A 23,351-nucleotide genomic window follows, 5' to 3' on the forward strand; every position below is an offset into this window, starting at 1 on the left:
TTCTACCCTCAGCTAGCCAAGCAACAGCTGGAAAGAAGGGGAAGCCCAGGCGGGCGGCGGAAGTAATCGGCGAAATGGGATCGTATGGAACCCCTTAGATGTACTTAGATCCGCAAGGATAAAAAGAGACAGGTAGAAACTGAATTCCGAATCAGGTTCTAAGCGCCCCTTGAGCAGTGAAGTCATCAAGAGTTCACTGCGAATGGGCGCGGTCCTGTCTCTTTTTGTCCTTGCGGGTCTTAGTACATCTTAGGGGCGAATCCCGAATCCCATTGATCTTCATACTTCCCCCGCCCACCTGGGCTTCCCCTTCTTTCCGGCGTTTCTTAGTCCACTAAATAAAGATTTGCAACACCCCAAACTTTAAGTGTCCCCCACCTTAGAAGCCTTCCACTGCTGCGGCGACAGCCCAAAAGCCGCCTTAAAACATTTGGAAAAATAGGCCGGGCTTTGAAACCCCGTTCTCATGGCAATCTCAGCAACCCGGTAATCCGTTTGTTTTAACAAGTCCAGCGCATGCTGCAGCCTGACATTGTTCAGATAAGTGCTGAAATTGATCCCTACTTGCTGCTTAAACGTACGTGATAAATACTCCGGATTAATGTGCAGATCCCTTGCAACGCTGACTAAGGAGATATCATCCATATAATGAGCCTCTACAAATGAAACGGCATGGGCGATCCGGGACGACAGCACGGAATTATCCTGCTCTTTCTGAGAATACAATGAGCTGAGGCTTTTTATCAAAATTTCATAAAGACGACGGATATTTTCAGAAGAAAAAACTGCTGCGGATAAACGTCTGAAATAGTTATGGTATTCCATCAAATCAATGCTGCAGCTGTTTAAATATGCGGATTCACAGAGTTTGATGCATAAGATCTTCAAACTGTCCACATTGGGATATTGAACATGTTCTGCAAATTTAAGAAGATTCTCCGCTTTTGGCAGAACCTCTTCATGTTTGTGAGACCGCAGCAGCTCAAACAGTTCAATATACTGCTCATTCAGCCGCAGTTCCATATCGTTTTCAAACGGTTCAGGCCTGCAGAACTGTACGCCATAGAAATCCAGATCCCGGGATGCATAGAGATTTTTCAAGGCATCTGGCAGATGACAGACATCATGCTGGATATCGCTGTACAGCAGAAGCGAGAGGCTGTTATAGCTGTTTAGTTTCTTCAGATACATACTCTGCGTCTGCATCAGCGTCAGCAGGCTGGGGTGCGACAGCAGTTCCACACATCCCATAAATACTTTTTCATCCACGGGCAGACAGAAACGCAGCACTGTTTTCTCAGTCAGAGTAAGGCTGGGCTTAAACGGGCTGCCGTCCGCCTGCGGTTTTACCAGGAAACAGAAATAAGCGCCTTGAGGTTTCAGGTTCCCGTACTGGGAAAGTTCGCCAAGAAAGTTCTGCTCGGAACCGTCTGATTCCTGCAGCATGCTTCGCAGCTTGGATACCAGATGATTGGAATTTCTGGACGCAGTTTTCTGAGAACAGTAGTGGTCGATTGCGGACAGAAGCCTTTCGTCATTAATCTCAGTTTTCAGGAGATAATCAACCGCCTGGTGTTTAAATGCGTCCCGGACGTAATTGTAATCGTCATAGCTGCTCAGCATAATGGCCCCGGCCCCCGGGCATTCCTTGGACAGGGCCTGAAGAACTTCCAAACCGTCCATGTGAGGCATGCGGATATCCATAATCAAAAGATCAAAGGGCGTCTCTTTACATTTTTCCAGCGCATCCAAACCATTTACCGCGCTGTCTACATAAAAGTCCGGACGGTTGGAACGGATGATGTGCACCAGCCATTCCCGGATTGGATGTTCATCGTCAACTACTAATATTCGAATCAATGCTGTCTCCCCCTTTCTGCCTCGGCATACGAAGTACCATAATCGTGTGATAATGCTCGTCACTGGCCGCATATAAACCAAAATCGGCGCCGTAGAGCAGCTTAATTCTGTCCTGAATATTTTTCAGCCCGATATGGAACGAGGCGCCTGAAGCCTGTTCAAAAACACGTTCCATATCTTCCTGTGTGAATCCGATTCCCGTATCGCAGACCTCTATGGTGATAATCTTTTCATCCCCACGGAAACGGATCAGCAGCTCTATGGAATCCCCGGTTAAAGGGATTGCATGGAGAAATACATTTTCAACCAGAGGCTGAATCAAAAATCTGGGAATTGTTAAATCCATCAGCTCCTTCGGCAGATCCATTTTAAAATGCACCTTGTTGTCATATCTGAGATTTTGGAGGCGCACATACTGGCCGATGATGATCGTTTCTTCCAATAAAGTAGTATCGCTTTTATTGGAGCTGACAGAATTCTGCAGTATGGAAATCAGCAGTGTCAGCATCTCACATGCGTGATCCGGTTCGTTCATCGCGATGGTACATTTGACTGAAAACAGGGTATTATACAGAAAATGCGGGTTAATCTGCGCCTTCAGAAAGTTAAATTTTGCGTCATTCACCTGCTTTTCCGCATCCCGCACATCGCTCAAAAGCTTACTGATTTCATCACAGAGATGGTTATAGGAAATCCCGATGCTTTTGATTTCGGATATCTTCGTCTGAATCTGCAGATGGGTAAACTGCCTGCTGATGGAGGATTCCATTTCGCCGCATATGATACGGATCGGCTTCGATATGGATTCCGAAACAATGGATAACACAAATATGGACAGCAGATAAAGGATAACTGCGATTGCGGCAATCATATAGCAGGATTTTCGAATCGGAGCCATAACGTCGTCTAAAGGAATCTGCTCAAACATGGTCCAGCCGGTAACCGGCGAGGTGTATTTGGCGCAGAAAGATTCCATGCCGGCGTCATTTTTATATGTGACATAGGATTCTTTTCCCCGGACGAACAGATAGTCCCGGATTGCTTCCGGAGACGTGCCTGTCTGGCTGGAATCGCTGGAGGAAATGACCGTGGAATATTCATTGAGCAGATAAAAGGTGGAGTTTTCCTGCATCAAATTTTGATAAACGGATTTAAAAACGTCTTCTTTTACAAAGACGATGATAGATCCTGCGTAACTTCCTCTCACCTGGTAGATATTCCGAACAATGGCATAGCAGTAAGTCTTTCCCTCGTCTTTCGGAAACGGCACAAAATTCGTGACGGAGTAATCGACAGCTCCCATGGCCTTCTGCTTTGTAAACCATGAATAGGAACTGAGCTGTTTAAATTCATTGTCAGAATAACCGCAGCTGGAATATTGGAATCCGTTTTCACCGAAACACACCACATCAAAGGTTAAATCAAACTGTTGGAATGCGCTGTAATATTTTGTACAGAGAAGGTCAATATTGGCCGATACGGCGGCCGTATTCTGCGGGGTGATGGTGTTGCTTAAAATAGTCCCGAGAATCGTTTCATCCTGATACAGCAGTCTGGCAACCGCCTCCGAACCGGTCACCAAAGCGTCCGCTTTCTGTGAGACAAGCTGCAGCCGTTCCGTGTTGGCTCTGCCCAGCGTTTCAAATGTGGACTTCACATAAAACTGGGTGACCATGTAAGCCAGCATGGCAGTTAACAGTGCCAGAACGAGGGCAAGCGTTATATTCAGTACCTTCTTAATACTTATCTGCATGTTTCACTTCCTTTTCTGTTTGAACCCGGTACATGCGCCGGAACCTGGTCCGTCGGCGGAGAACTGCGGGGCTGCGGACAGCAATAACACTTCCTGTAAGTACATTTCTATCTATCAATACTTGTTAAGTAATAATATACAAATAATTCTATTGCATTTCAATGATTCTATCTATTATTTACAAATAATTCCAAATAAATCAAGAAAATACAAATTTTAGCATAGGTAACTGTCATCCCCCTCTGTTCTTTGTCAAAATATATAAAATAAGAGTCAAATTAGTGATTGTTACAACAGTGGAAACTCTATATGATTGAAATGTAACGTTACACAGCAGCAAAAACGATTCTTTTGATCCGTTATATGTTTATTGATACCGGAATAAATCCGGAAAGAAATGGAGGTTACAATGAAAAAAATTCTAGCGTCTCTTCTTATTGCAACTATGTTTATCTGTTCAATAGCAGGCTGTGCAAAGAAACCCCAGCCTGCCGCCGCAAACAATGAAACGAAAGCCGGTGAAGCGGCCGCCGGGACCTCGAAAGAAACCGGAAAGGATACGGGTGCGAAGACCGAAGCTTCCGAAGAACTGGTCACCCTCCGTGTATCCACCCTTGCCCAGCAGCTTTCCATCCCGATGTACTACATTCAGAAAATGGGCTGGGATGTTGAAAACGGCTTTAAACTTGATATTTCTACCTTTATGCAGGGCAGTGGCATCAACGAAGCCCTGGGGTCCGGCCTTGTAGATGTATTTACCATCGGAGCAGCCGGTATCTCTTCCTGCAGCGTCTATGACGCGGTTTATCTATTCTCCCATACGGATTCCGGAGCCGGACAGCAGTTCATGATCCGTGCGGACAGCGATGTGGCCGCAGTGAAAGGCTTCAATCCGGAATACCCTGATATCTACGGCACACCTGAAACGGTAAAAGATAAATCCTTCCTTCTTCCTATGGGAACGGCCGCTCAGATTTTAGTGGATATGTATTTAAATGTCTTAGGTTTGACGGAAGACGATGTCACCCTGGTAAATATGGATGACACGGCCGCATACCAGGCGTTTGTATCAGGCCAGTCTGATTTTGCAAAGACAAGCTATCCTACGGCCGACAGTTATGATCCGGAAAAGTATCTTGTAGCATGCAGTATGAATAATCTGAACTGTCCGTACTACGACAATATTCTCTGTTCCCGTGAAGTATTTGAAGACGAGAGCAAACATGACGCATTGGTCGCCCTCTGCGTGCAGCTGCTTCGTGCAGCGGATGCCTTCCAGGATGATAAGGTTTTAATGGACACTATGATGGAATGGTATGAGATTAACGGACAGACGGCGGATGCAGATACCATCGAACATCAGGTGCTGGAACGTCCATTCTTCACATACGACGATCTGACTTCCATCGACTACACTTCATCTTTCAAACTGCTGGCTGAATTCTATGCTACTGTAGGCAACATTTCTGAAGAAGACATGGAAAAGGTTTATGCCAACATGGATAACACCATCATCACAGAGGCGCTTGAAGCCTATGCTTCTGAATACAAAAAATGATTTCTGATTGGAGATGTGACTGATTATGACAGCAATGCAAAAACGAAATTATTCATTCCGCCTGAAGATTATATCTGTTTGTTCCCTTTTGGCATTCTTCCTGATCTGGTATCTCATCACAGAAGTATGGAAGCTGGCTCCCTCCACACTTTTGCCTTCTCCTTTAAAGGCGCTGGAGACAGGAATTCAGAAATGGACGGTTAAGCGGCCCGATGGTTCCACACTGCCGAGGCATATCATTGCCAGCTTGAAGGTATCTTTACTGGGCTTTTGCTTCGGAGCGATGATCGGCGTTCCCTTAGGCATCATCATGGCCTGGTGGGAGCCTATGGATATGGCCCTCAAGCCTGTATTCGATTTTATCCGAAATATCCCTCCGATCGCCTGGATACCGATCATGATTATTGTGCTGGGAATCGGAGTAGTTGCTAAGGCGGCCATCGTATTTCTGTCGGCGTTCATCCCCTGTGTGGTCAATTCCTATACCGGAATCAAGGCGACGAAAAAGGTACATATCTGGGTAGGCCGGACCTTCGGAGCTTCAAAACTGCGGCTGTTGTTTAAAGTCGCCTTGCCTTCCGGCCTGCCGTATATCTTCACCGGTTTAAAGGTTTCTTTAAACTCTTCCTGGGGTTCTTTAGTGGCAGCGGAGATGCTGGGGTCTGACAGCGGTCTCGGTTATATGATTCAGCTTGGCCGCCTGCTCTGCCGCGCCGATTTAATCATTGTCGGCATGGTGGTTATCGGAATCATCGGTACGATACTGTCCGCTTTGCTTGATTTCCTGGAAAGCCGGCTTGTGAAAGGAGACGTATAATGCAGAAATCTAAAATAAAGCTGAAATCAATGGCCTATGGCGCATCATCATTTCTCATTCTGCTGTGCCTTTGGCAGACGGCGGTCTATTTCAGCAGCTCACAGATCCCATTTCCCACGCCGACGGCTGTCGTCCTGGATTTTTGCCACATGTTGTTTAATAAAGTGGGGAACTATTATACAATTGTCGGTCACGTTCTCTGGAGTTTAAGCCGCGTGCTGGTGGGATTCTGCCTGGCCTGCGTGGCAGGAGTGATTATCGGGCTGACTATGGGATGGTTTCCATATGTCAGAGCCGTCGTAATGCCGGTCTTCAATCTTCTTCGTCCCATCGCCCCCCTGGCTTGGATACCGTTAGCGATCCTATGGTTCGGCATTGGCGAGAAGTACAAATATTTTCTCATCTTCATTGCGGCGTTCGTACCGTTCACCTTAAACGCCTATGCCGGAGCGGTGCATGTGGATAAGCAGTTGATCGGAGCCGCAAAAATGCTGGGCGCAAATAACTCACAGGTATTCTTTGAAATTGTGGTTCCTTCCGCAGTTCCATCCATTTTTTCCGGCGCCCAGGTTGCCCTTTCGAATTCCTGGATGACCATGCTGGCCGCAGAAATGGTCTGCGCCACAGAAGGTGTCGGCTGGATCATTATTGCCGGACAGGGGGTCAATGACATGACTCAGATGATTGCCGGAATGCTGGCAATCGGAATCGTCGGATTTCTTCTTGCCAACGGCATGAGATATTTAGAAGGGAGGTGCCTGCGATGGAACAATCAGGGAAGCTGAAAATGTCCTGTAAAAATGTATCTAAAACGTTCCGGTCACCCAAAGGAGATTTTGAAGTATTAAAAAAACTGACTTTTGACGTGCACGAAAATGAATTCCTGGTAATTTTCGGTCCGGGCCAATGCGGTAAGACAACCCTTCTCTATATGCTGGCCGGCCTGGAACCGTGTACGGAGGGATCAATTGAACACAACGGCATAACGGTTGATTCTCCGGCCCCTTCCCGCGCGGTGGTCTATCAGACCATGGCCCTGTTTCCCTGGATGACCGTAAAAGGCAATGTGGGATTCAGCCAGAAAGTAAGAAATGTGGACAAAAAGGAGAGGGAGGCCAGCATTCAGAAATTTATCGATTTAGTGGGCCTGACCGGTTTTGAAAACAGCTTTCCCGTACAGCTTTCCGGCGGCATGAAGCAGCGTGTCGGAATTGCCCGTGCCTATTGCTGTGACCCGGATGTCCTTTTAATGGACGAACCCTTTGGCCATCTGGACGCGCAGACCCGATATATGATGCAGGAATCGCTGGAAAACATCTGGGAAAATGAGAAACGCACCGTCGTATTCGTCACCAACAACATCGAAGAGGCCCTCTACCTGGCCGACCGGATCATCCTGCTCACCGACTGCCCCGGCCAGGTGGCAAAAGAGTATAAGATCACCCTGCCAAGGCCAAGGAACCTGATCGACCCGGAATTTCTCCGGCTGCGCAAAGAAATAACCGAATACATGAATAAAAACAGCCTTGAAACGTGACGGCTGGGACAGGAGGAGTATGGTGGAAAATAATATAAAAGTTAAGGTAACCCACCTGACAAAAAGTTTCGGTGATCTGCTGGTTTTAAATGATGTATCTTTCGATGTGTATGACGGAGAGTTCCTCTGCATTGTGGGGCCTACGGGCTGCGGTAAAACCACATTCCTCAACAGCCTGACTCATTTGTATGAGCCTACGGCTGGTGAAATCCTGTTCAAGGGAGAGCAGATCGATCTGCGCAGGCACAACATTGCATACATATTTCAGGAATACTCGGCTATGGAATGGCTTACGGTCCGGCAGAACGTGCGGTTCGGCCTGGAACTCAAAAAGGCATATAAGGATATTGAAAAAAAGGTGGACGACGCGCTGAAACTGGTGGGTTTGACCAAGTTTGCCGATTATTACCCCAAACAGCTTTCGGCCAGTATGCTGCAGCGCGTGGTCATTGCCAGGGCATTTGCAACCGAGCCGGAACTGCTTTTAATGGACGAGCCTTACGGACAATTGGACATCAACCTGCGCTTTAAGCTGGAGGATGAGGTAGTCCGCCTCTGCAAACAGACGAAGACTACCGTTATCTTTATAACCCATAACATCGAAGAAGCCGTCTATCTGGGTGACCGGATTCTGGTGCTCACCAATAAACCGACTTCTATTAAAGAGGTTGTGCCTGACACCCTGCCGCACCCGCGGGACATCGCAGCCCCTGAGTTTGTGGAAATGAGAGACCGGATAACCGGCCTGATAAAATGGTGGTAATTCCAATCGGAACCTGAGCCAAAAAGGAGGAAATTATGAATAAATACAGCAATACACGCCCAAACGTGCTGCTTGTCGTGACAGACCAGCAAAGATTTGACACGCTGGGCTGTTATGGAAATCCCTACATCGATACACCAAACCTGGACCGGTTCGCCGCAGAAGGCGTACTGTTTGAAAACGGCTACTGTCAGGCTCCGGTCTGTACTCCCAGCCGTGCCTCTTTCCTGACGGGACGTTATCCCAGAACTACCAGATGCCGTGCAAACGGCCAGTCCATCCCTCCCGATGAGCGGCTGGTTTCCCGGGTTCTTGCAGACTATGGCTATTATTGTTCCCTGGTGGGCAAGCTGCACCTGGCTCCCTGCGGCCCGAGCGCCTGTCCGATTCACGAGAAACGGATCGACGACGGGTTCACGGAATTTCACTGGGCGCATAACCCTTCCGGCATCGGCAACTGCGGACTGCCGGAATCCGGCGGCACTTATTGGAGCGGAAATGAATACAGCCACTGGCTGTTTAAACGGGGAAAAAAATACCAGTATCCCGATTTCGATAAGATGGGGTATGTAAAAATCGGAATGGATGAAGAAGACCATTTTACCAAATGGTGCATTGACCGGGCCATCGATTCCATCCGTTACTTTGCCGAAGAAAAGCGCCAGATGCCGGAATTTAACAGTCCGCCCTGGTTTTATAATATCAATATTTTTGACCCTCACCATGCATTTGACCCGCCGAAACGCCTTCTTGAAAAATACCTTGCCCGGGCGGAAAAACTCCCTCTTCCCAAGTATCTGGAAGGAGAACTGGCAGAAAAAACAATCTTCCAAAAACAGGACCATGCCAGCGCATATAACAATACCTCCACCCCTCATCATTTCAGTTTCGATGAGATGAACGGGGACGATCACCGAATGATAAAGGCCGCTTATTACGCCATGGTAGAGCTGATTGATATCCAGTTTGGACGCTTGATGCAGGCTTTGGAGGAGACCGGAGAGATTGAGAACACCATAGTCATTTTTACCTCCGATCACGGGGAAATGCTGGGAGATCACGGCATCTACTTAAAAGGCCCGTATTTTTATGAAGGAATGGTTCATGTTCCGCTGATCATGTCCTGGAAAGGTCATTTTATGCAGGGCGCGCGGCTGAACACCCTTGTAGAACTGACCGACCTGGTTCCCACAATCGAGGAATTCTGTATCGGCCGGATAGAAGACGGGGTACAGGGACGTTCCCTGGCCGGAATTCTCACCGGCGATGAACCTCCGGAGTCCCACCGCAGCAGTGTATACAGTGAATACTACGAAGCAATGCCCTGGCATACAGCTCCCGAGGCCTACGGAACCATGGTATACGATGGTCGCTACAAGCTTTCACGCTTCCACACATCAAAGGAAGGCGAATTGTACGACCTGAAAAATGACCCCGATGAATTCCATAACCTATGGGATGATTCGGCATATTCAGATATCAAAATAAGAATGCTGGAGCTTCTCGCAGACCGGATGGCGGATACCGTCGATCCCTTTCCGGTGGCGACAGATAAATGGTAAGCATTAAGGTACGCCGGAAAGAAGGGGAAACCTGGGCGGGCGGCGGAAATAATAAGGAATAGGGGATTCGAGTTTCGCCCCTAAGAGGTACTAAGGCCGCCAGAAACGGAAAAAGGCAGAGCGGCGCCCATTCGCAGTGAACTCCTGATGACTTCACTGCTCAAGGGGCGCCTCAAATACTGATTCGGTATTCAGTATTTGTCTGCCTTTTTCCGTTTCTGCCGGCCAAGTACCTCTAAGGGTCTGCAAACGATCCCCTATTCCTTATTATTTCCGCCGCCCGCCCAGGTTTCCCCTTCTTTCCGGCTGTTGCTTGGCTGGCTGAGGGTAAAAAAGATTTGGTAGATGAGAGGATAAATTTTTACATCAACCGTTAAGGCTTTTTCAGAAATGCCTTCACCATTTAATGTAAAGGGTGAGGTCTTTTCGCAAAATGCCTTGACGTTTAAAGTAAAACCCGAAGGCATTTCTGAAAATCCCTTCATGATTTACGTAAATTTGACTTTACATAAATACCAATGCAATAACATTGTTTTTAACCAGGCCAGCGAAAACCAGCACGGAATGGGGAGGCGGAGCCGGAAGACGAAGGTCGGAGGGGCTGTCCGGGCCGGGGAAGGAGGATGCAGCCAAATGGGATCGTATGGAACCCCTTTAGAACTACTTAGGTCCGTAAGGACAGAACGAGGCAGGTAGAAACTGAATTCCAAATCAGGTTCTAAAGCGCCGCTGAGCAGCGAAGTCATCAAGAGTTCACTGCGAATGGCGCTGGCCTGCCTCGTTCTGTCCTTACGGGCCTTAGTAGTTCTTAGGGGCGAATCCCGAATCCCATTTGGCTGCATCCTCCTTCCCCGGCCCGGACAGCCCCTCCGACCTTCGTCTTCCGGCTCCGCCTCCCCATTCCGTGCGTATCTTTCGGTAGGTAGAATTGTTTAAGATAATTACAAAATTATAAAAATTTATTCAGAGTCTCGCCAAGCAGGAAATTATATGATATACTAAAGTGATATGTTGTGGGATAACGAGGAGTAAACCTATGCTGAATGAAGACAAAATCAAATTAATGACGGGCATTGCCATGTTTGAAAAGCGGGAAGGCAAGAAGATTGCGCCTGCGAACCTGTATTTTAAAAGTGATTATGTAGGGCGGCATATGATCCGTTCATTTTTCGGTTATACGTTTTGCAGCGTGCTGATTCTGGTTATCTGGCTGCTTTACAGTTTGGAACAGATTCTTAATTCCCTGAATCTGGACGAACTGATCGCAATGGGAAAGAATGTCCTGTTTTTGTATGCAGGCGGTTTAGTATTATACCTGTTTATTACATTTATTGTGTATTCCAGGAAATATAGTTATGCAGTACGGGGGCAAAAGGTCTATGTGGCTAAACTGAAACGCCTGAATAAGCGGTATGAATTTCAGAATAAGAGTAAGGAACTTGCAAAGGAGGGCGGACGGCTATGATGGGTCTTCTCGTATTGAAAGAGCGGTTAAAAGTTTTTTATGCAAAGTATGATATGTATTTTTATCCTGTAATAAAGTTTATCTTGTCATTTACAACTTTTTACGTTATGAATCAGAATATTGGTTTTATGGCCAAGCTGAAGACACCCATGGTTCCATTCCTTTTAGGCCTTGTGTGTGCGTTTCTTCCATATGGAGCGATTTCGCTTCTGGCAGCTTTGTTGATGCTGGCTCATGTATACAGCGTTTCCATGGAAATTGCGCTGATTATCATGGTGTTTTTCGTGGTGATCGGCATCCTGTATTATGGATTCCAGCCGGGAGACAGCTATCTGCTGATTCTGACGCCGCTTATGTTTTTATTTAAGATACCCTATGTGATTCCTCTGTTAGTGGGACTTTCCGGAAGCCTGATTTCGATTATACCGATCAGCTGCGGCGTTTTTATCTATTACGTATTTTTATATGTAAAGCAGAATGCCGGTGTTTTAACGAATGACGCGTCGATGGATATCACACAGAAGTATATCCAGATCATAAAGAGCCTGGTTTCCAATCAGCTCATGGTAGTGATGATCTGTGCATGTGCGGTGGGCGTCCTGGTAGTTTTCCTGATTAAAAATCTTTCCATGGATTATGCATGGATGATTGCAATCATAGCGGGAACCGTTGCGCAGCTGGCAGCTATTTTTGTGGGGGATTTTTTATTTAATGTTTCCGTTCCGATGGGACAGCTTCTGACAGGAGTTGTGATTTCCGTGATAATTGCGGGGATCTATGACTTTTTTGTATTTGCGGTGGATTACAGCAGGACGGAATATATACAATTTGAAGATGATGATTATTACTATTATGTGAAAGCTGTACCCAAGATCGCAGTGAGCGCTCCGGATGTTAAGGTACAGAAGATAAACACCAGAAAGAATATGAAAGGCGGCAGGTAGAACGGGATTGCCGTTAAAAGCAGTTTAAATGGGAGGTGAAAACATGGCGGATCTTGTAAGCGTCTTATATTCCTGGCTGTCTTTTTTGCCAAGGATTACTAAGACGAATTTTCTGGAGATTGCAATTATTGCATTTCTGGTTTACGAAGTGCTGTTTTGGATAAAAAATACAAGAGCGTGGACACTGTTAAAGGGTCTTGTGGTTATTATGGCTTTTACTTTGTTTGCTGCCGTGTTGAGGCTGGATACAATCTTGTGGATATTGGAAAAGACAGCGACTATAGCGACGACAGCGCTGATTATTATATTTCAGCCGGAGCTTCGTAAGGCGCTTGAACAGCTGGGAAGTAAAAACCTGATTACCGGAATCTTATCCTTCGATGACGGGAAAGCGGATCTTGGCTTTACGGAAAAGACGGTGAATGAACTGGTAAAAGCGACATTTGAACTTGCGAAGGTTAAGACGGGAGCTTTGATGGTCATTGAACGGGGCGTTTCTTTAAAAGAGATTGAACGAACCGGAATTGAGATCAACGGACTGATCACCAGCCAGCTTTTGATTAATATTTTCGAACATAATACGCCTCTCCACGATGGAGCGGTGGTGATTCGCGGCAACAGGATTGTGGCTGCTACCTGTTATCTTCCATTATCGGATAATACCAGCATCAGCAAGGCGCTGGGAACCAGGCACAGGGCGGCAGTCGGAGTCAGTGAAGTGACCGACAGTCTTACAATTGTTGTATCGGAAGAAACGGGAAGAGTGAGCCTGGCCGAAGGCGGCGAACTGAGAAGGATTAATGATGCCGAGACTTTGAAAAAAGCGCTGGCTGGAATCGAACAGCAGGAAGAGAGCGGCAGTAGATTTAAGATTTGGAAGGGAAGGCTGAAGAATGAAAGAAAGGCTGACAAATAATCTGGGCTTAAAAGTTCTCTCTATATTTCTGGCCTTCTTCGTATGGCTGATTGTGGTAAATGTTTCAAACCCTGTGGTTCAGAGAAGCAAGGAAGTCACCGTTGATGTGATCAATGAAAATGTGCTTTCAGCAAAACAGCTCACTTATGAGATTGTGGGAAAAAGTAAGGTGACGGTTTCCTATGAAGTGAGAACGAGGGATGCGTATAAGATTTCCACATCGGATTTTCACGTTTACGCGGACTTGGCGGAGCTTTATGATGTGACTGGATCAATACCGCTTAAAATTGAAGTCACCAATGAGAGCGCCAGATCCTTGCTGGAAGGAACACCCACGACGAATCCTGTGGTTATCAGGGTTGAGACAGAGGGAATCCAGAGAAAACGATTTGATTTAAAAGCTAATATAACCGGAACCCAGGAATATGGGTATGCAGTCGGAACCGAAGTTCTGACCCCGGATTTTGTATATGTAAATGGGCCGGAATCCCAGATTGGACAGATTAGTTCCATCGGAATTCCGATTGATATTGATAATGCAAACGCAGATGTAGAAGGAACGGCCAAGCCTGTCTTCTATGATGCAAACGGAAAAGAACTTGAACTTGGAGACAAAGTGACCCTGAGCCGGAATGAGATATCCTACCAGGTGCCGATATTGAAAGTGAAAAACCTGAATCTGGATTTTGAAATCCAGGGTGAAGTGGCAGAAGGGTACCGGTATACAGGGGCGGAAGCCTCGCTCAATAACGTGTCGGTTGTGGGACTCAAATCCGCGCTGGCATCCTACAGTACAATTGTAATTCCAAAAGAAGAACTGGATATTACAGGACTGACAGCGGACAAGACGGTTGAGGTAGATTTAACCAAATATCTGCCGGAAGGCATTATTATGATCGGCGACAATAAGACAGTGACCATTACTCTTAAAGTGGAGGCGCTGCAGAACCGGAATATCCGTCTGGATCTTTCGGAAGTGGCGAAGACCGGTGAATCAGAGGATAGGACTTATACGTACAGCAGAACATTTGTGGATGTTACGGTGCGCGGACTGTCGGAGGATCTGGACAGCCTGACCGCGGCGGACTTAAATGCATCGCTGGATTTAGAGAACCTGACGGACGGAACACATGCGGGCATGATAACCTTCCAGACGGGAGCTGCCTATGAAGTGATGTCTTACAGCGAATTTGATATTACTGTTTCGTCCAAGGATGGCGATGAAACACCGGAAGATGAAACGTCGGAAGGAAGTACCGAGTCTGAATCCACATCAACAGCTCAAAATGAAGAATAAGGGCAGCGATTTCGCGCAGCCGCCGAATAACTGCGGATAACAAAATAACAGAATCAGATTGATGATTGGGGGATATATCTATGGTAAGTGCAAAAGTTACAATTAAAAATCCTACAGGACTTCATTTAAGACCGGCAGGTATTCTCTGTAAAGAAGCTATGCAGTTTAAGAGTTCCGTAAACTTTAAGTTCAGAAACAGTACCAGCAACGCGAAGAGCGTTTTAAGCGTCCTCGGAGCGTGTGTGAAGAATGGCGATGAGATCGAGTTCGAATGCACCGGCGAGGATGAAGAGGCAGCATTGGCAGCTATGATTAAGGCAGTGGAAGACGGCCTTGGAGAGTAGTTTTCAATAAATATAATTAATAAGGAGGACGCATTATGTATAAGGGAACTAATGCATCAGAAGGAATTGGTATTGGAAAAGCAGCCATTATCAAGGAACAGGAACTGGTAATCACACCGGATAAGGTGGCCGACACAGCTGCGGAGGTTGCGCGTTTTAAGGGGGCGCTTGACCAGACTATGCAGGAGACAAGCGAGTTGGCTGCAGATTTGGCAACCAGAGTGGGAGAGCAGGAAGCGGAGATCATGAACGGTCACCTGATGCTTCTGTCTGACCCAATGCTGACCGGAGAGATTGAAAATGCGATCACAGGGGAGAGTGTTTGCAGTGAATTTGCGATTGAAACGGTTTGTAATATGTATGCGGACATGTTCGCATCGATGGATGACGAACTGATGCAGCAGAGAGCAACCGATATGAGAGATATCAAAACCAGAATGCAGATGATTCTGAAGGGATTAAAAGCAGTTGATATATCTGCTCTTCCTGAAGGCAGCATTCTGGTAGCAAAGGATTTAACGCCTTCTATGACCGCCGGAATCAACCCTGATCACGTGGTTGGTATCGTGACGGAACTGGGCGGAAAAACATCCCACAGCGCGATCTTAGCCCGCGCTCTGGAAATCCCTGCCGTTGTGGCTGTGAATGGAATTCTGGAACAGATTAAAGACGGCGACCAGATCGTGCTGGACGGTTCAGAAGGATGTGTCTATGTGAACCCGGATGATGCGGTAGTTAAGGAATATGCTGCAAAAGGCGAGATATTCAGAAAAGAAAAAAAAGAGCTTGAACAGTATATTGGAAAACCATCGGTAACTAAGGATGGCGTTACCGTAGAGGTAGTGGCTAATATCGGACGTCCTGAGGATGTGGATAAAGTGCTTCAGTACGATGCGGAAGGCGTGGGCCTGTTCCGTACGGAATTCCTGTTTATGGACAGAAATGCAATGCCTACAGAGGAAGAGCAGTTTGAAGCTTATAAGAAAGTGGCCGCTGCACTCCAGGGCAAACCGGTTATTATCCGTACACTGGATATCGGCGGAGATAAAGAGATTCCTTACATGGGACTTGAAAAAGATGAAAACCCATTCTTGGGATACCGTGCAATCCGTTTCTGTCTGGACAGAAAGGAAGATATCTATAAACCTCAGCTGCGCGCCCTGCTGAGAGCCAGCGCATTTGGAAACATTAAAATCATGATTCCTATGGTTACCTGCATCGACGAATACAGAGAAGCCAAAGGATTGATTGAAGAGCTTAAAGCGGAATTAGACGGCAAAAATATTGCCTATAATAAAGAGATTCAGGTTGGTATTATGGTGGAGACGGCTGCAGCCTCTCTGATGGCAGACGTATTTGCAAAAGAGGTGGATTTCTTCAGTATCGGAACCAATGATCTTACCCAGTATACAATGTCTGTTGACCGCGGCAACGATAAAGTATCTTATCTCTATTCCACCTTTAACCCGGCAGTACTTAGAAGCATCAAACACGTGATCAGCTGCGCAAGAGAAGCCGGCATCATGGTGGGCATGTGCGGAGAAGCCGCAGGCGACCCGATGATGATTCCGCTTCTGCTGGCATTTGGATTAAATGAGTTCAGTATGAGCGCATCATCTGTGCTGAGAGCCAGAAAGATGATCAGCGGTTACAGCATGGAAGAATTAAAGGCAGTGGCGGATAAGGCTATGAGCTTTGTGACCGCAAAAGAAGTAGAAGAATTTATGACAGAATTTGTCAGCAAATAAATATAAAGGATAAAGGCAGTATGATTGTATATCTGATTTGTTTCGTTGCAAGCTTTATTTTGTCAAGGAGCGGACATTATTATATGTCGGGGGCGGCGCTGATGGCAGCAGCGCTGTTCCTCTATGCCTTGGATTACAGGCGGACGGGCAATCTGATACATCTGAGGGCATTGTTTTCCCTGTTCTGGGTTGGAGGACAGGGAGTTTCCTGTTTAAAGCTCAGTTCGTTGCAGACGGACTGGGCTTTTGAAACGTGGGCATGTTTTTTCGTGGCATTTGCAGGCTTTTGGATTACATTTGAGATTTTAGACAGAAAAAAACGGAGATACCGGGAATGGATTACCTATAGAAACCATACCATGAGAGCGAGGGCTGCCACCTTTGACTGCATGGTGGGAATTACGGTTTTGTCTTTGACGGCTTTTGTTGTGGAAGCGGTGGTGCTGGGATATGTGCCGTTTTTCCTTCGCGGAGTTCCGCATGCGTATTCAGAATTTCATATTACCGGAGTTCACTATTTTACGGTTTCCTGTGTTCTGGTTCCGGCCCTGACTGTGATCTATTTTATGGGTGAGCGGGGGAGAGTGGACAGAAAAAAATGCGCCGCCATCTGGATTATGACGGCTGTTTCCCTGATAATACCGATTTTATGTGTATCCAGATTCCAGCTGATTCTGGCAGTGTTGCTGGCGGTGTTCACGTATATTTCCATTCAGGGAAGATTCCGTCTGATCCATGGAGTGATCCTGGTACTGATGATGGTTCCTCTGTATGTGATGCTGACCATAGCCAGAAGTCATGATGTGACTTATCTCAACGGGATTTTTGAGATGAAAAACAGCAGCACACCGATCTTTATTACCCAGCCCTACATGTATATAGCAAATAATTATGAGAATTTTAACTGCCTGGTAGAACAGCTGCCGGCTCATAGTTTGGGGCTTAAAATGCTGTTCCCGGTATGGGCGCTGACCGGGCTCAAGTTTCTCATACCTTCCCTGGTAAACTTTCCGATCTATGTGGATAAAGTGGAGCTGACTACAGTCACCCTGTTTTATGATTCCTATTATGATTTTGGAATCCTGGGAGTCCTGCTGTTTTCCTGCCTGTTAGGCCTTGTGGCTTTTCAGCTGATGAAGGCGCTGCCCAGGATGAAGAATCCGGCGGGATACTTATTGTATTCCCAGATCGCCGCATACATGATGCTGTCGTTTTTTACCACCTGGTTCAGCAATCCGGCCACCTGGTTCTATCTGGCGGCAACCGCAGCAATTGCGCTGTACTGCTCCTGGAAAGGGCATTAACCGGAAAATAATGGAATTGAAAGGGTGGACGGCCGGGAAACTGCGTGGTATGATAAGGAACAATAAAGACTTTATGAGGAGGATGAGAAATCATGATTTCAGAAAAGATGAAACCACTGGTGCAGAATAATTCTGCGATCAGAGCGATGTTTGAAGAAGGAAAGCGTCTGGCCGGTATCTATGGCGCAGAGAATGTATACGATTTCAGCCTTGGCAACCCCAACGTTCCGGCTCCGGAATGTGTAAAACAGGCGATTATTGATATTTTAAATGAGGAAGAATCCACATTTGTCCACGGATATATGAGCAATGCAGGATTTGAGGACGTGCGTACCACGATTGCAGACTCATTGAACCGCAGGTTTGGCACCAGCTTTCATGTGAACAATATTCTCATGACGGTAGGAGCGGCAAGCGGTCTCAATATTATCTTAAAGACTGTCTTAAATCCGGGCGATCAGGTCATCGCATTTGCGCCTTATTTTGTGGAATATGGCAGTTATGCGAGAAACTATGACGGCGAATTGGTTGTAATCTCCCCGAACACCGAGACATTTCAGCCTAATTTAACGGAATTTGAAGAAAAGATCAATGAAAAGACAAAAGCGGTGATCATAAATACGCCGAATAATCCGACCGGAGTTGTATACTCTGACGCCACGTTAACGAAGATCGGCGAGATTCTGGACCGTAAGGAAAAAGAGGTGGGACATCCCATTTTCCTGATCTCAGACGAACCGTACAGAGAGCTGGCATATGACGGGGTAGAAGTGCCTTACGTTACAAAATACTACCATAATACGGTTGTCTGCTATTCTTACAGCAAGTCCCTTTCACTTCCCGGAGAGCGGATCGGCTATCTGGTGATTCCGGATGAGCTGACGGACAGCGCCCAGGTATTTTCTGCGGCCACCATCGCAAACCGCGTGCTGGGAGCTGTTAATGCGCCTTCTCTGATGCAGAGGGTGATCATGCGCTGTGTGGATGCGGAAGTGGATTTGGCCGCTTATGATAAGAACCGGAATTTACTGTATAACGGATTAAGGGACTGTGGTTTTGAATGCATCAAGCCGGAAGGCGCATTTTACCTGTTCGTAAAATCACCGGTGCCGGATGAAAAAGAATTCTGTGAAGTATGTAAGAAATACAATGTTTTAGTGGTTCCAGGCAGTTCGTTTGCCTGCCCCGGCTATGTAAGAATCGCTTACTGTGTATCTTATGACCAGATTGAACGCTCTCTGCCTGCATTTAAAAAGGTTGCGGAAGAATACGGATTATAGGACAGGAGGAAGCAGATGAAAGCCTGGGAATCGAATATCCGAAGAGTGGTTCCATATGTTCCTGGTGACCAGCCTAAGGGAGATAAACTGATAAAATTAAATACCAATGAAAATCCATATCCACCGGCTCCCGGAGTGCAGAAAGCGTTGAAAGAGATGGATTACGACCGCCTCCGCAAATATCCGGACCCGGCCTGTACCGTTTTGGTGGAAGAACTGGCCGGTTATTATCATGTAAATCCGGATCAGGTTTTTGTAGGGGTGGGTTCTGATGATGTATTGGCGATGGCTTTTCTTACATTTTTCAACTCTGAGAAACCTGTGCTGTTTCCTGACATCACCTATTCGTTTTATGATGTTTGGGCGGATTTATTTCAGATACCGTATGAAACGGCTGCGCTGGATTTGGAATTTAACATCGTAAAAGAAGATTACTATAAGGAAAACGGCGGGGTGGTATTCCCAAACCCCAATGCGCCTACCGGAGTACTCATGCAGTTGGATGATGTGAGGGATATCATTTCCCATAATCAGGATGTCATCGTTATTGTGGATGAAGCATATATTGATTTCGGAGGACAATCTGCTCTGCAGCTTTTGGATGAATTCGATAATCTGCTGGTGGTTCAGACCTTCAGTAAATCCAGATCCATGGCGGGGATGAGAATCGGATATGCAATTGGGCATCCGGATCTGATTAAGGCGTTAAATGATGTGAAATATTCCTACAATTCCTATACCATGAACATGACGTCCCTGATATTAGGAGTGGAGGCCGTGAAAGACGACGATTATTTCCAAAAAACGCTTAAAAAAGTGATGGACACAAGAGAACGTGCAAAAGTGCGGTTAAAGGAACTGGGCTTTTCTTTCCCGGACTCCTATTCCAATTTCGTGTTCGCTTCCCATCAGACATGTCCGGCAGAGGAACTGTTTGAGGCTTTGAAGAAGGAACAGATTTACGTCCGGTATTTTAACAAGCCAAGGCTCAATAACTATTTGCGGATCAGCATTGGAACAGATGAGGAGATGGAGTGTCTCTATAAATTCCTGGAGAACTATTTAAAAAACAGGTAAATTGGTGTCGAAAAAGAGATTTTGTATAAAACTTTAAGATAAGGGGCTGGCGGACCGGCTGTATGAGACAAAGGCCTGCCGCCCTTTTTTATAGCCCGGTTCAAACGGAGTATTGGTATTATTTGGCAGATATGGGTAATAATCTGAAGAAATGACAGGAAATGTTTTGCGAAATTGTAACGTTTTCTTCATTGAAAAGTAGTTAAGGTGTTGTATAATGAACTTGAAAGAATTAATACGACAATAAATTTATATGGACAGGATGATAAGATGGAGACTGTTAAACACTACGCCCGAGTAATATTAAATATCATAATACCGATGATAACAATCTATCTGGTCTGTTTCTGGGGGCCTAAACTGCTTAAATTTTTTATGCCCTTTGTGATCGGATGGATCATAGCCATGATCGCCAATCCTTTGGTCCGTTTCCTGGAAAAACGGGTGAAGATTGTGAGAAAACTGAGTTCGGTCATAATTGTGGTGCTGGTGCTTGGACTGGTAATCGGAGCGCTTTATCTGATTATATCGAAACTGATTGTAGAAGCGGCCAATTTCGCTAAAGATCTGCCCGCTTTATATGATACGGCCAGCAAGGAACTGCATCATGCATTTTTAAGAATGGACCACCTGTTTATCCGCCTGCCCCAAGGGCTGCAGGAAAATTTGAATCAGTTTAGTGAAAATATAGGAGAGTATCTGAATCTGGCTGTGCAGAAGATCGCTTCCCCTACCGTCACGATGGCGGGCAATGTGGCGAAAGGCATTCCGGGAGCGCTGGTCAATTCGATTATTACGATTTTATCTTCCTATATGTTCATCGCTGAGCGGGATAAGATTGTGGAGTTCTGGAAAAAATATGCGCCCAAGGGAAGCACTAAATATGCCTCCCTGCTTAGAAATGATGTCAAACATCTGATCGGAGGATATTTTGCGGCCCAGTTTAAGATCATGATTGTGGTTGCGTTTATTCTGTTTGCCGGATTTGTGGTTTTAGGTGTGAACTATGCATTTTTGCTGGCGTTGTTGATTGCGTTTCTGGACTTTCTGCCGGTATTTGGGACAGGAACCGCGCTGATTCCATGGGCGCTTATCAAACTGCTTTCCGGAGAATATGCATTTGCGGCCGGCCTTGGGCTTCTCTATGTGCTGACCCAGGTGGTGCGCCAGGTGATACAGCCCAAGATTGTGGGGGATACCATGGGGATTCCACCGCTTTGGACATTGTTTTTTTTGTATATCGGATTTAAGTTCAGCGGAATTGGCGGCATGATTCTGGCTGTTCCTGTAGGCATGCTGTTTTTAAGCCTGTATGAACACGGAGCTTTTGATTCCATGATTGACAATATCAGGATTTTAGTCCATGATATAGATGAATTCCGTAAAGGATAGTTATTATTCACGGCTCCGGGTCCTTCTGCGGTCCGGTTCCGGCAGTTTATACGGCCTTTCCAGTTCCGGTTTCGGGCATAAGCACTTCTAAACGTGCAGAATTGCTAATGCCTGCAAAGTCACAGGAAAGGCCGTATAAACCGCCGGAATCGGACCGCAGAGGGACCAGGAGCCGTGAATAGTAACAGAAGATAAAGGGAAAATAGGGGGATATGTGCGAAGGGACAGCAGAAATTTAATTTCCGCTCAGGCCGCACGACAGAGAAAAATGAAACTGGAGAATAATTTAGACACTGACAATATGCGTGAACTGGTATGGAGGCTGGCGTTTCCATCCATGCTGGCTCAGTTTGTCAGTGTTTTTTACAGCATTGTAGACAGAATGTACATAGGTAATATTAAAGAAATAGGAGAAATCGCTTTGGCAGGCGTGGGAATCTGCGGGCCGATTGTAACGTTGATTTCATCGGTGGCTTTTCTGGTGGGAATCGGCGGATCTCCGCTAATGAGCATACGTTTGGGCGAGAAAAATGACCGGGCGGCCAGGCAGATTCTGGCCAACTGTTTTTTGACCTTATCGGTTCTGGCAGTGGTCATTACCATCGTGTCCATGTTGATGAGAAGCCATCTTCTCATGTGGTTTGGAGCCAGTGAAACCACATTCGCTTATGCCAACGAGTATCTGACCATATATCTTTTAGGAACTGCCTTTGCCCTGCTGTCCACGGGCATGAATCAGTTCATCATCTGCCAGGGCTTTGCCAAGGTGGGGATGAAATCAGTTGTGCTGGGCGCGGTCAGCAATATTATATTGGACCCAATCTTTATATTTGCTTTGCATATGGGAGTGAAGGGAGCGGCCATCGCGACGGTTTTATCACAGCTGGCTTCCTGTACCTATGTGCTCCGGTTTTTATTCAGCGACCGGATACCGATCAAAATCACATTCGGGGAATATGACTGGCAGATTATTAAGCGTGTTCTGATTATAGGAATGACGCCTTTTATAATCATCGCTTTCGACAATATTCTGATTATCTCTCTAAACACCGTAATTCAACATTACGGCGGCGCAGGAGAGGGCGACAGGCTTTTGACCTGTGCCACCATTGTCCAGAGCTTTATGCTGATGGTCACCATGCCGTTAGGAGGAATTACCAGCGGAACCCAGACCATTCTGGGCTTCAACTACGGAGCCAGAAGGCCGGATCGGATCAAAAAAGCGGAGAAACATATCTTTTTGCTGGGATTTGTATTTACAACGGTGATGTTTATTATCGCCCAGACCATTCCACAGTATTTTGTGCGTATATTTACACAAAACGAAGATTATATCTCTCTGACTGTATGGGCCATTAAGATATACACCTTGGGCATCATCCCGTTGGCCGCTCAATATACCATCGTGGACGGATTCACGGGAATGGGAATTTCTAAAGTGGCCATCACACTGTCCACATTTCGAAAAATCGTATTTTTCGCTGGAGTATTCCTGATTCCGCCGTATATGGGAATCACAAACGTATTCTATACAGAGCCGCTCTCCGATTTCCTGGGAGCAGCCGTATCAACCGTTATCTTCTTTATCGCGTTTAAGAAAATTGTAGAGGCGCGAAAATAATAATTTAGTTTAGTAAGAAACGCCGGAAAGAAGGGAGCACCCGGGCAGTCGGCAGGAATGAAAAAACATAGGGTCTGCAATTGATCACCTATGTTTTTTCATTCCTGCCGACT

Annotated in this window: 20 protein-coding genes; 17 read left to right on the top strand and 3 right to left on the bottom strand. The window is 46.3% G+C overall.

Annotation, left to right across the window (positions count from 1 at the left end; all coding sequences use genetic code 11):
• Positions 1–363 precede the first annotated feature (363 nt).
• Together C0033_RS03345 and C0033_RS03350 are read right to left on the bottom strand one after the other, a co-directional pair.
• Entirely contained in the window at positions 364–1,860 is a 1,497-nt protein-coding gene (locus tag C0033_RS03345; protein ID WP_180994540.1) for a helix-turn-helix domain-containing protein, read from the bottom strand.
• Positions 1,838–3,613: a sensor histidine kinase gene (locus C0033_RS03350; protein ID WP_103226435.1), complete on the bottom strand. Its 1,776-nt coding sequence runs from the start codon at positions 3,611–3,613 to the stop codon at positions 1,838–1,840. Before C0033_RS03350 ends, C0033_RS03345 begins: the two co-directional genes overlap by 23 nt.
• A 409-nt stretch (positions 3,614–4,022) precedes the next feature.
• Between C0033_RS03350 and C0033_RS03355 the strand changes: the two genes are divergently transcribed.
• The 6 genes from C0033_RS03355 to C0033_RS03380 are packed head-to-tail and all read left to right on the top strand — an operon-like array spanning position 4,023 to position 9,850.
• Positions 4,023–5,171, top strand: coding sequence for an ABC transporter substrate-binding protein (locus C0033_RS03355; RefSeq protein ID WP_103226436.1), 1,149 nt, complete (start codon positions 4,023–4,025; stop codon positions 5,169–5,171).
• A 25-nt stretch (positions 5,172–5,196) separates the two neighbouring features.
• Positions 5,197–5,988, top strand: a complete 792-nt coding sequence (locus C0033_RS03360; RefSeq protein WP_347501023.1) for an ABC transporter permease — start codon at positions 5,197–5,199, stop codon at positions 5,986–5,988.
• Positions 5,988–6,773, top strand: coding sequence for an ABC transporter permease (locus tag C0033_RS03365; protein ID WP_103226437.1), 786 nt, complete (start codon positions 5,988–5,990; stop codon positions 6,771–6,773). Before C0033_RS03360 ends, C0033_RS03365 begins: the two co-directional genes overlap by 1 nt.
• Positions 6,752–7,525, top strand: coding sequence for an ABC transporter ATP-binding protein (locus tag C0033_RS03370; RefSeq protein WP_103226438.1), 774 nt, complete (start codon positions 6,752–6,754; stop codon positions 7,523–7,525). Before C0033_RS03365 ends, C0033_RS03370 begins: the two co-directional genes overlap by 22 nt.
• 19 nt (positions 7,526–7,544) lie before the next feature.
• Positions 7,545–8,288, top strand: a complete 744-nt coding sequence (locus C0033_RS03375; RefSeq protein ID WP_103226439.1) for an ABC transporter ATP-binding protein — start codon at positions 7,545–7,547, stop codon at positions 8,286–8,288.
• 35 nt (positions 8,289–8,323) lie between these two features.
• A complete protein-coding gene (locus C0033_RS03380) occupies positions 8,324–9,850 on the top strand; it encodes a sulfatase-like hydrolase/transferase (RefSeq protein ID WP_103226440.1) in 1,527 nt (508 codons plus the stop codon).
• A gap of 257 nt (positions 9,851–10,107) precedes the next feature.
• On the opposite strand, the gene C0033_RS03385 is transcribed toward C0033_RS03380, so the two are convergent.
• Entirely contained in the window at positions 10,108–10,335 is a 228-nt protein-coding gene (locus C0033_RS03385; protein WP_146043725.1) for a hypothetical protein, read from the bottom strand.
• A gap of 551 nt (positions 10,336–10,886) precedes the next feature.
• Between C0033_RS03385 and C0033_RS03390 the strand changes: the two genes are divergently transcribed.
• The 11 genes from C0033_RS03390 to C0033_RS03440 all read left to right on the top strand — a co-directional run bounded on the left by C0033_RS03390 (position 10,887) and on the right by C0033_RS03440 (position 23,238).
• Positions 10,887–11,315, top strand: a complete 429-nt coding sequence (locus C0033_RS03390) for a hypothetical protein (protein WP_103226442.1) — start codon at positions 10,887–10,889, stop codon at positions 11,313–11,315.
• A complete protein-coding gene (locus tag C0033_RS03395; protein WP_103226443.1) occupies positions 11,312–12,259 on the top strand; it encodes an ABC transporter permease in 948 nt (315 codons plus the stop codon). The genes C0033_RS03390 and C0033_RS03395 overlap by 4 nt, the downstream gene beginning before the upstream one ends.
• Before the next feature lie 43 nt (positions 12,260–12,302).
• Complete coding sequence (gene cdaA / locus C0033_RS03400) at positions 12,303–13,175, top strand: diadenylate cyclase CdaA (RefSeq protein ID WP_103226444.1); 873 nt, start codon at positions 12,303–12,305, stop codon at positions 13,173–13,175.
• Complete coding sequence (locus C0033_RS03405; RefSeq protein WP_103226445.1) at positions 13,153–14,472, top strand: CdaR family protein; 1,320 nt, start codon at positions 13,153–13,155, stop codon at positions 14,470–14,472. The genes cdaA and C0033_RS03405 overlap by 23 nt, the downstream gene beginning before the upstream one ends.
• Before the next feature lie 80 nt (positions 14,473–14,552).
• Entirely contained in the window at positions 14,553–14,816 is a 264-nt protein-coding gene (locus tag C0033_RS03410; protein ID WP_103226446.1) for an HPr family phosphocarrier protein, read from the top strand.
• A gap of 35 nt (positions 14,817–14,851) precedes the next feature.
• Positions 14,852–16,564: a phosphoenolpyruvate--protein phosphotransferase gene (gene ptsP, locus C0033_RS03415; RefSeq protein ID WP_103226447.1), complete on the top strand. Its 1,713-nt coding sequence runs from the start codon at positions 14,852–14,854 to the stop codon at positions 16,562–16,564.
• A 20-nt stretch (positions 16,565–16,584) separates the two neighbouring features.
• Complete coding sequence (locus C0033_RS03420; RefSeq protein ID WP_103226448.1) at positions 16,585–17,868, top strand: O-antigen polymerase; 1,284 nt, start codon at positions 16,585–16,587, stop codon at positions 17,866–17,868.
• Positions 17,869–17,960: 92 nt separating this feature from the next.
• Positions 17,961–19,148, top strand: a complete 1,188-nt coding sequence (locus C0033_RS03425) for a pyridoxal phosphate-dependent aminotransferase (RefSeq protein ID WP_103226449.1) — start codon at positions 17,961–17,963, stop codon at positions 19,146–19,148.
• Positions 19,149–19,163: 15 nt separating this feature from the next.
• Positions 19,164–20,225 (top strand): histidinol-phosphate transaminase, encoded by a 1,062-nt coding sequence (gene hisC, locus C0033_RS03430; protein WP_103226450.1) that lies wholly within the window; start codon positions 19,164–19,166, stop codon positions 20,223–20,225.
• Between the two features lie 270 nt (positions 20,226–20,495).
• Positions 20,496–21,617, top strand: a complete 1,122-nt coding sequence (ytvI, locus tag C0033_RS03435; protein ID WP_103226451.1) for a sporulation integral membrane protein YtvI — start codon at positions 20,496–20,498, stop codon at positions 21,615–21,617.
• A gap of 301 nt (positions 21,618–21,918) precedes the next feature.
• Positions 21,919–23,238 carry an MATE family efflux transporter gene (locus C0033_RS03440; protein WP_347501024.1) on the top strand — a complete coding sequence of 440 codons (1,320 nt, stop codon included), beginning with the start codon at positions 21,919–21,921 and terminating at the stop codon, positions 23,236–23,238.
• Positions 23,239–23,351: the final 113 nt, after the last annotated feature.

The organism is Clostridium sp. chh4-2 (genome assembly GCF_002899675.1).
Lineage (GTDB): Bacteria > Bacillota > Clostridia > Lachnospirales > Lachnospiraceae > CHH4-2.

What these genes read in the sequence shown, in the direction of transcription:
- C0033_RS03350 (WP_103226435.1), bottom strand. Translation starts at nt 3,613, where the DNA reads ATGCAGATAAGTATTAAGAAGGTACTGAATATAACGCTTGCCCTCGTT.
- C0033_RS03355 (WP_103226436.1), top strand. Translation starts at nt 4,023, where the DNA reads ATGAAAAAAATTCTAGCGTCTCTTCTTATTGCAACTATGTTTATCTGT.
- C0033_RS03360 (WP_347501023.1), top strand. Translation starts at nt 5,197, where the DNA reads ATGACAGCAATGCAAAAACGAAATTATTCATTCCGCCTGAAGATTATA.
- C0033_RS03365 (WP_103226437.1), top strand. Translation starts at nt 5,988, where the DNA reads ATGCAGAAATCTAAAATAAAGCTGAAATCAATGGCCTATGGCGCATCA.
- C0033_RS03370 (WP_103226438.1), top strand. Translation starts at nt 6,752, where the DNA reads ATGGAACAATCAGGGAAGCTGAAAATGTCCTGTAAAAATGTATCTAAA.
- C0033_RS03375 (WP_103226439.1), top strand. Translation starts at nt 7,545, where the DNA reads ATGGTGGAAAATAATATAAAAGTTAAGGTAACCCACCTGACAAAAAGT.
- C0033_RS03380 (WP_103226440.1), top strand. Translation starts at nt 8,324, where the DNA reads ATGAATAAATACAGCAATACACGCCCAAACGTGCTGCTTGTCGTGACA.
- C0033_RS03385 (WP_146043725.1), bottom strand. Translation starts at nt 10,335, where the DNA reads ATGAAGGGATTTTCAGAAATGCCTTCGGGTTTTACTTTAAACGTCAAG.
- C0033_RS03390 (WP_103226442.1), top strand. Translation starts at nt 10,887, where the DNA reads ATGCTGAATGAAGACAAAATCAAATTAATGACGGGCATTGCCATGTTT.
- C0033_RS03395 (WP_103226443.1), top strand. Translation starts at nt 11,312, where the DNA reads ATGATGGGTCTTCTCGTATTGAAAGAGCGGTTAAAAGTTTTTTATGCA.
- cdaA (WP_103226444.1), top strand. Translation starts at nt 12,303, where the DNA reads ATGGCGGATCTTGTAAGCGTCTTATATTCCTGGCTGTCTTTTTTGCCA.
- C0033_RS03405 (WP_103226445.1), top strand. Translation starts at nt 13,153, where the DNA reads ATGAAAGAAAGGCTGACAAATAATCTGGGCTTAAAAGTTCTCTCTATA.
- C0033_RS03410 (WP_103226446.1), top strand. Translation starts at nt 14,553, where the DNA reads ATGGTAAGTGCAAAAGTTACAATTAAAAATCCTACAGGACTTCATTTA.
- ptsP (WP_103226447.1), top strand. Translation starts at nt 14,852, where the DNA reads ATGTATAAGGGAACTAATGCATCAGAAGGAATTGGTATTGGAAAAGCA.
- C0033_RS03420 (WP_103226448.1), top strand. Translation starts at nt 16,585, where the DNA reads ATGATTGTATATCTGATTTGTTTCGTTGCAAGCTTTATTTTGTCAAGG.
- C0033_RS03425 (WP_103226449.1), top strand. Translation starts at nt 17,961, where the DNA reads ATGATTTCAGAAAAGATGAAACCACTGGTGCAGAATAATTCTGCGATC.
- hisC (WP_103226450.1), top strand. Translation starts at nt 19,164, where the DNA reads ATGAAAGCCTGGGAATCGAATATCCGAAGAGTGGTTCCATATGTTCCT.
- ytvI (WP_103226451.1), top strand. Translation starts at nt 20,496, where the DNA reads ATGGAGACTGTTAAACACTACGCCCGAGTAATATTAAATATCATAATA.
- C0033_RS03440 (WP_347501024.1), top strand. Translation starts at nt 21,919, where the DNA reads ATGCGTGAACTGGTATGGAGGCTGGCGTTTCCATCCATGCTGGCTCAG.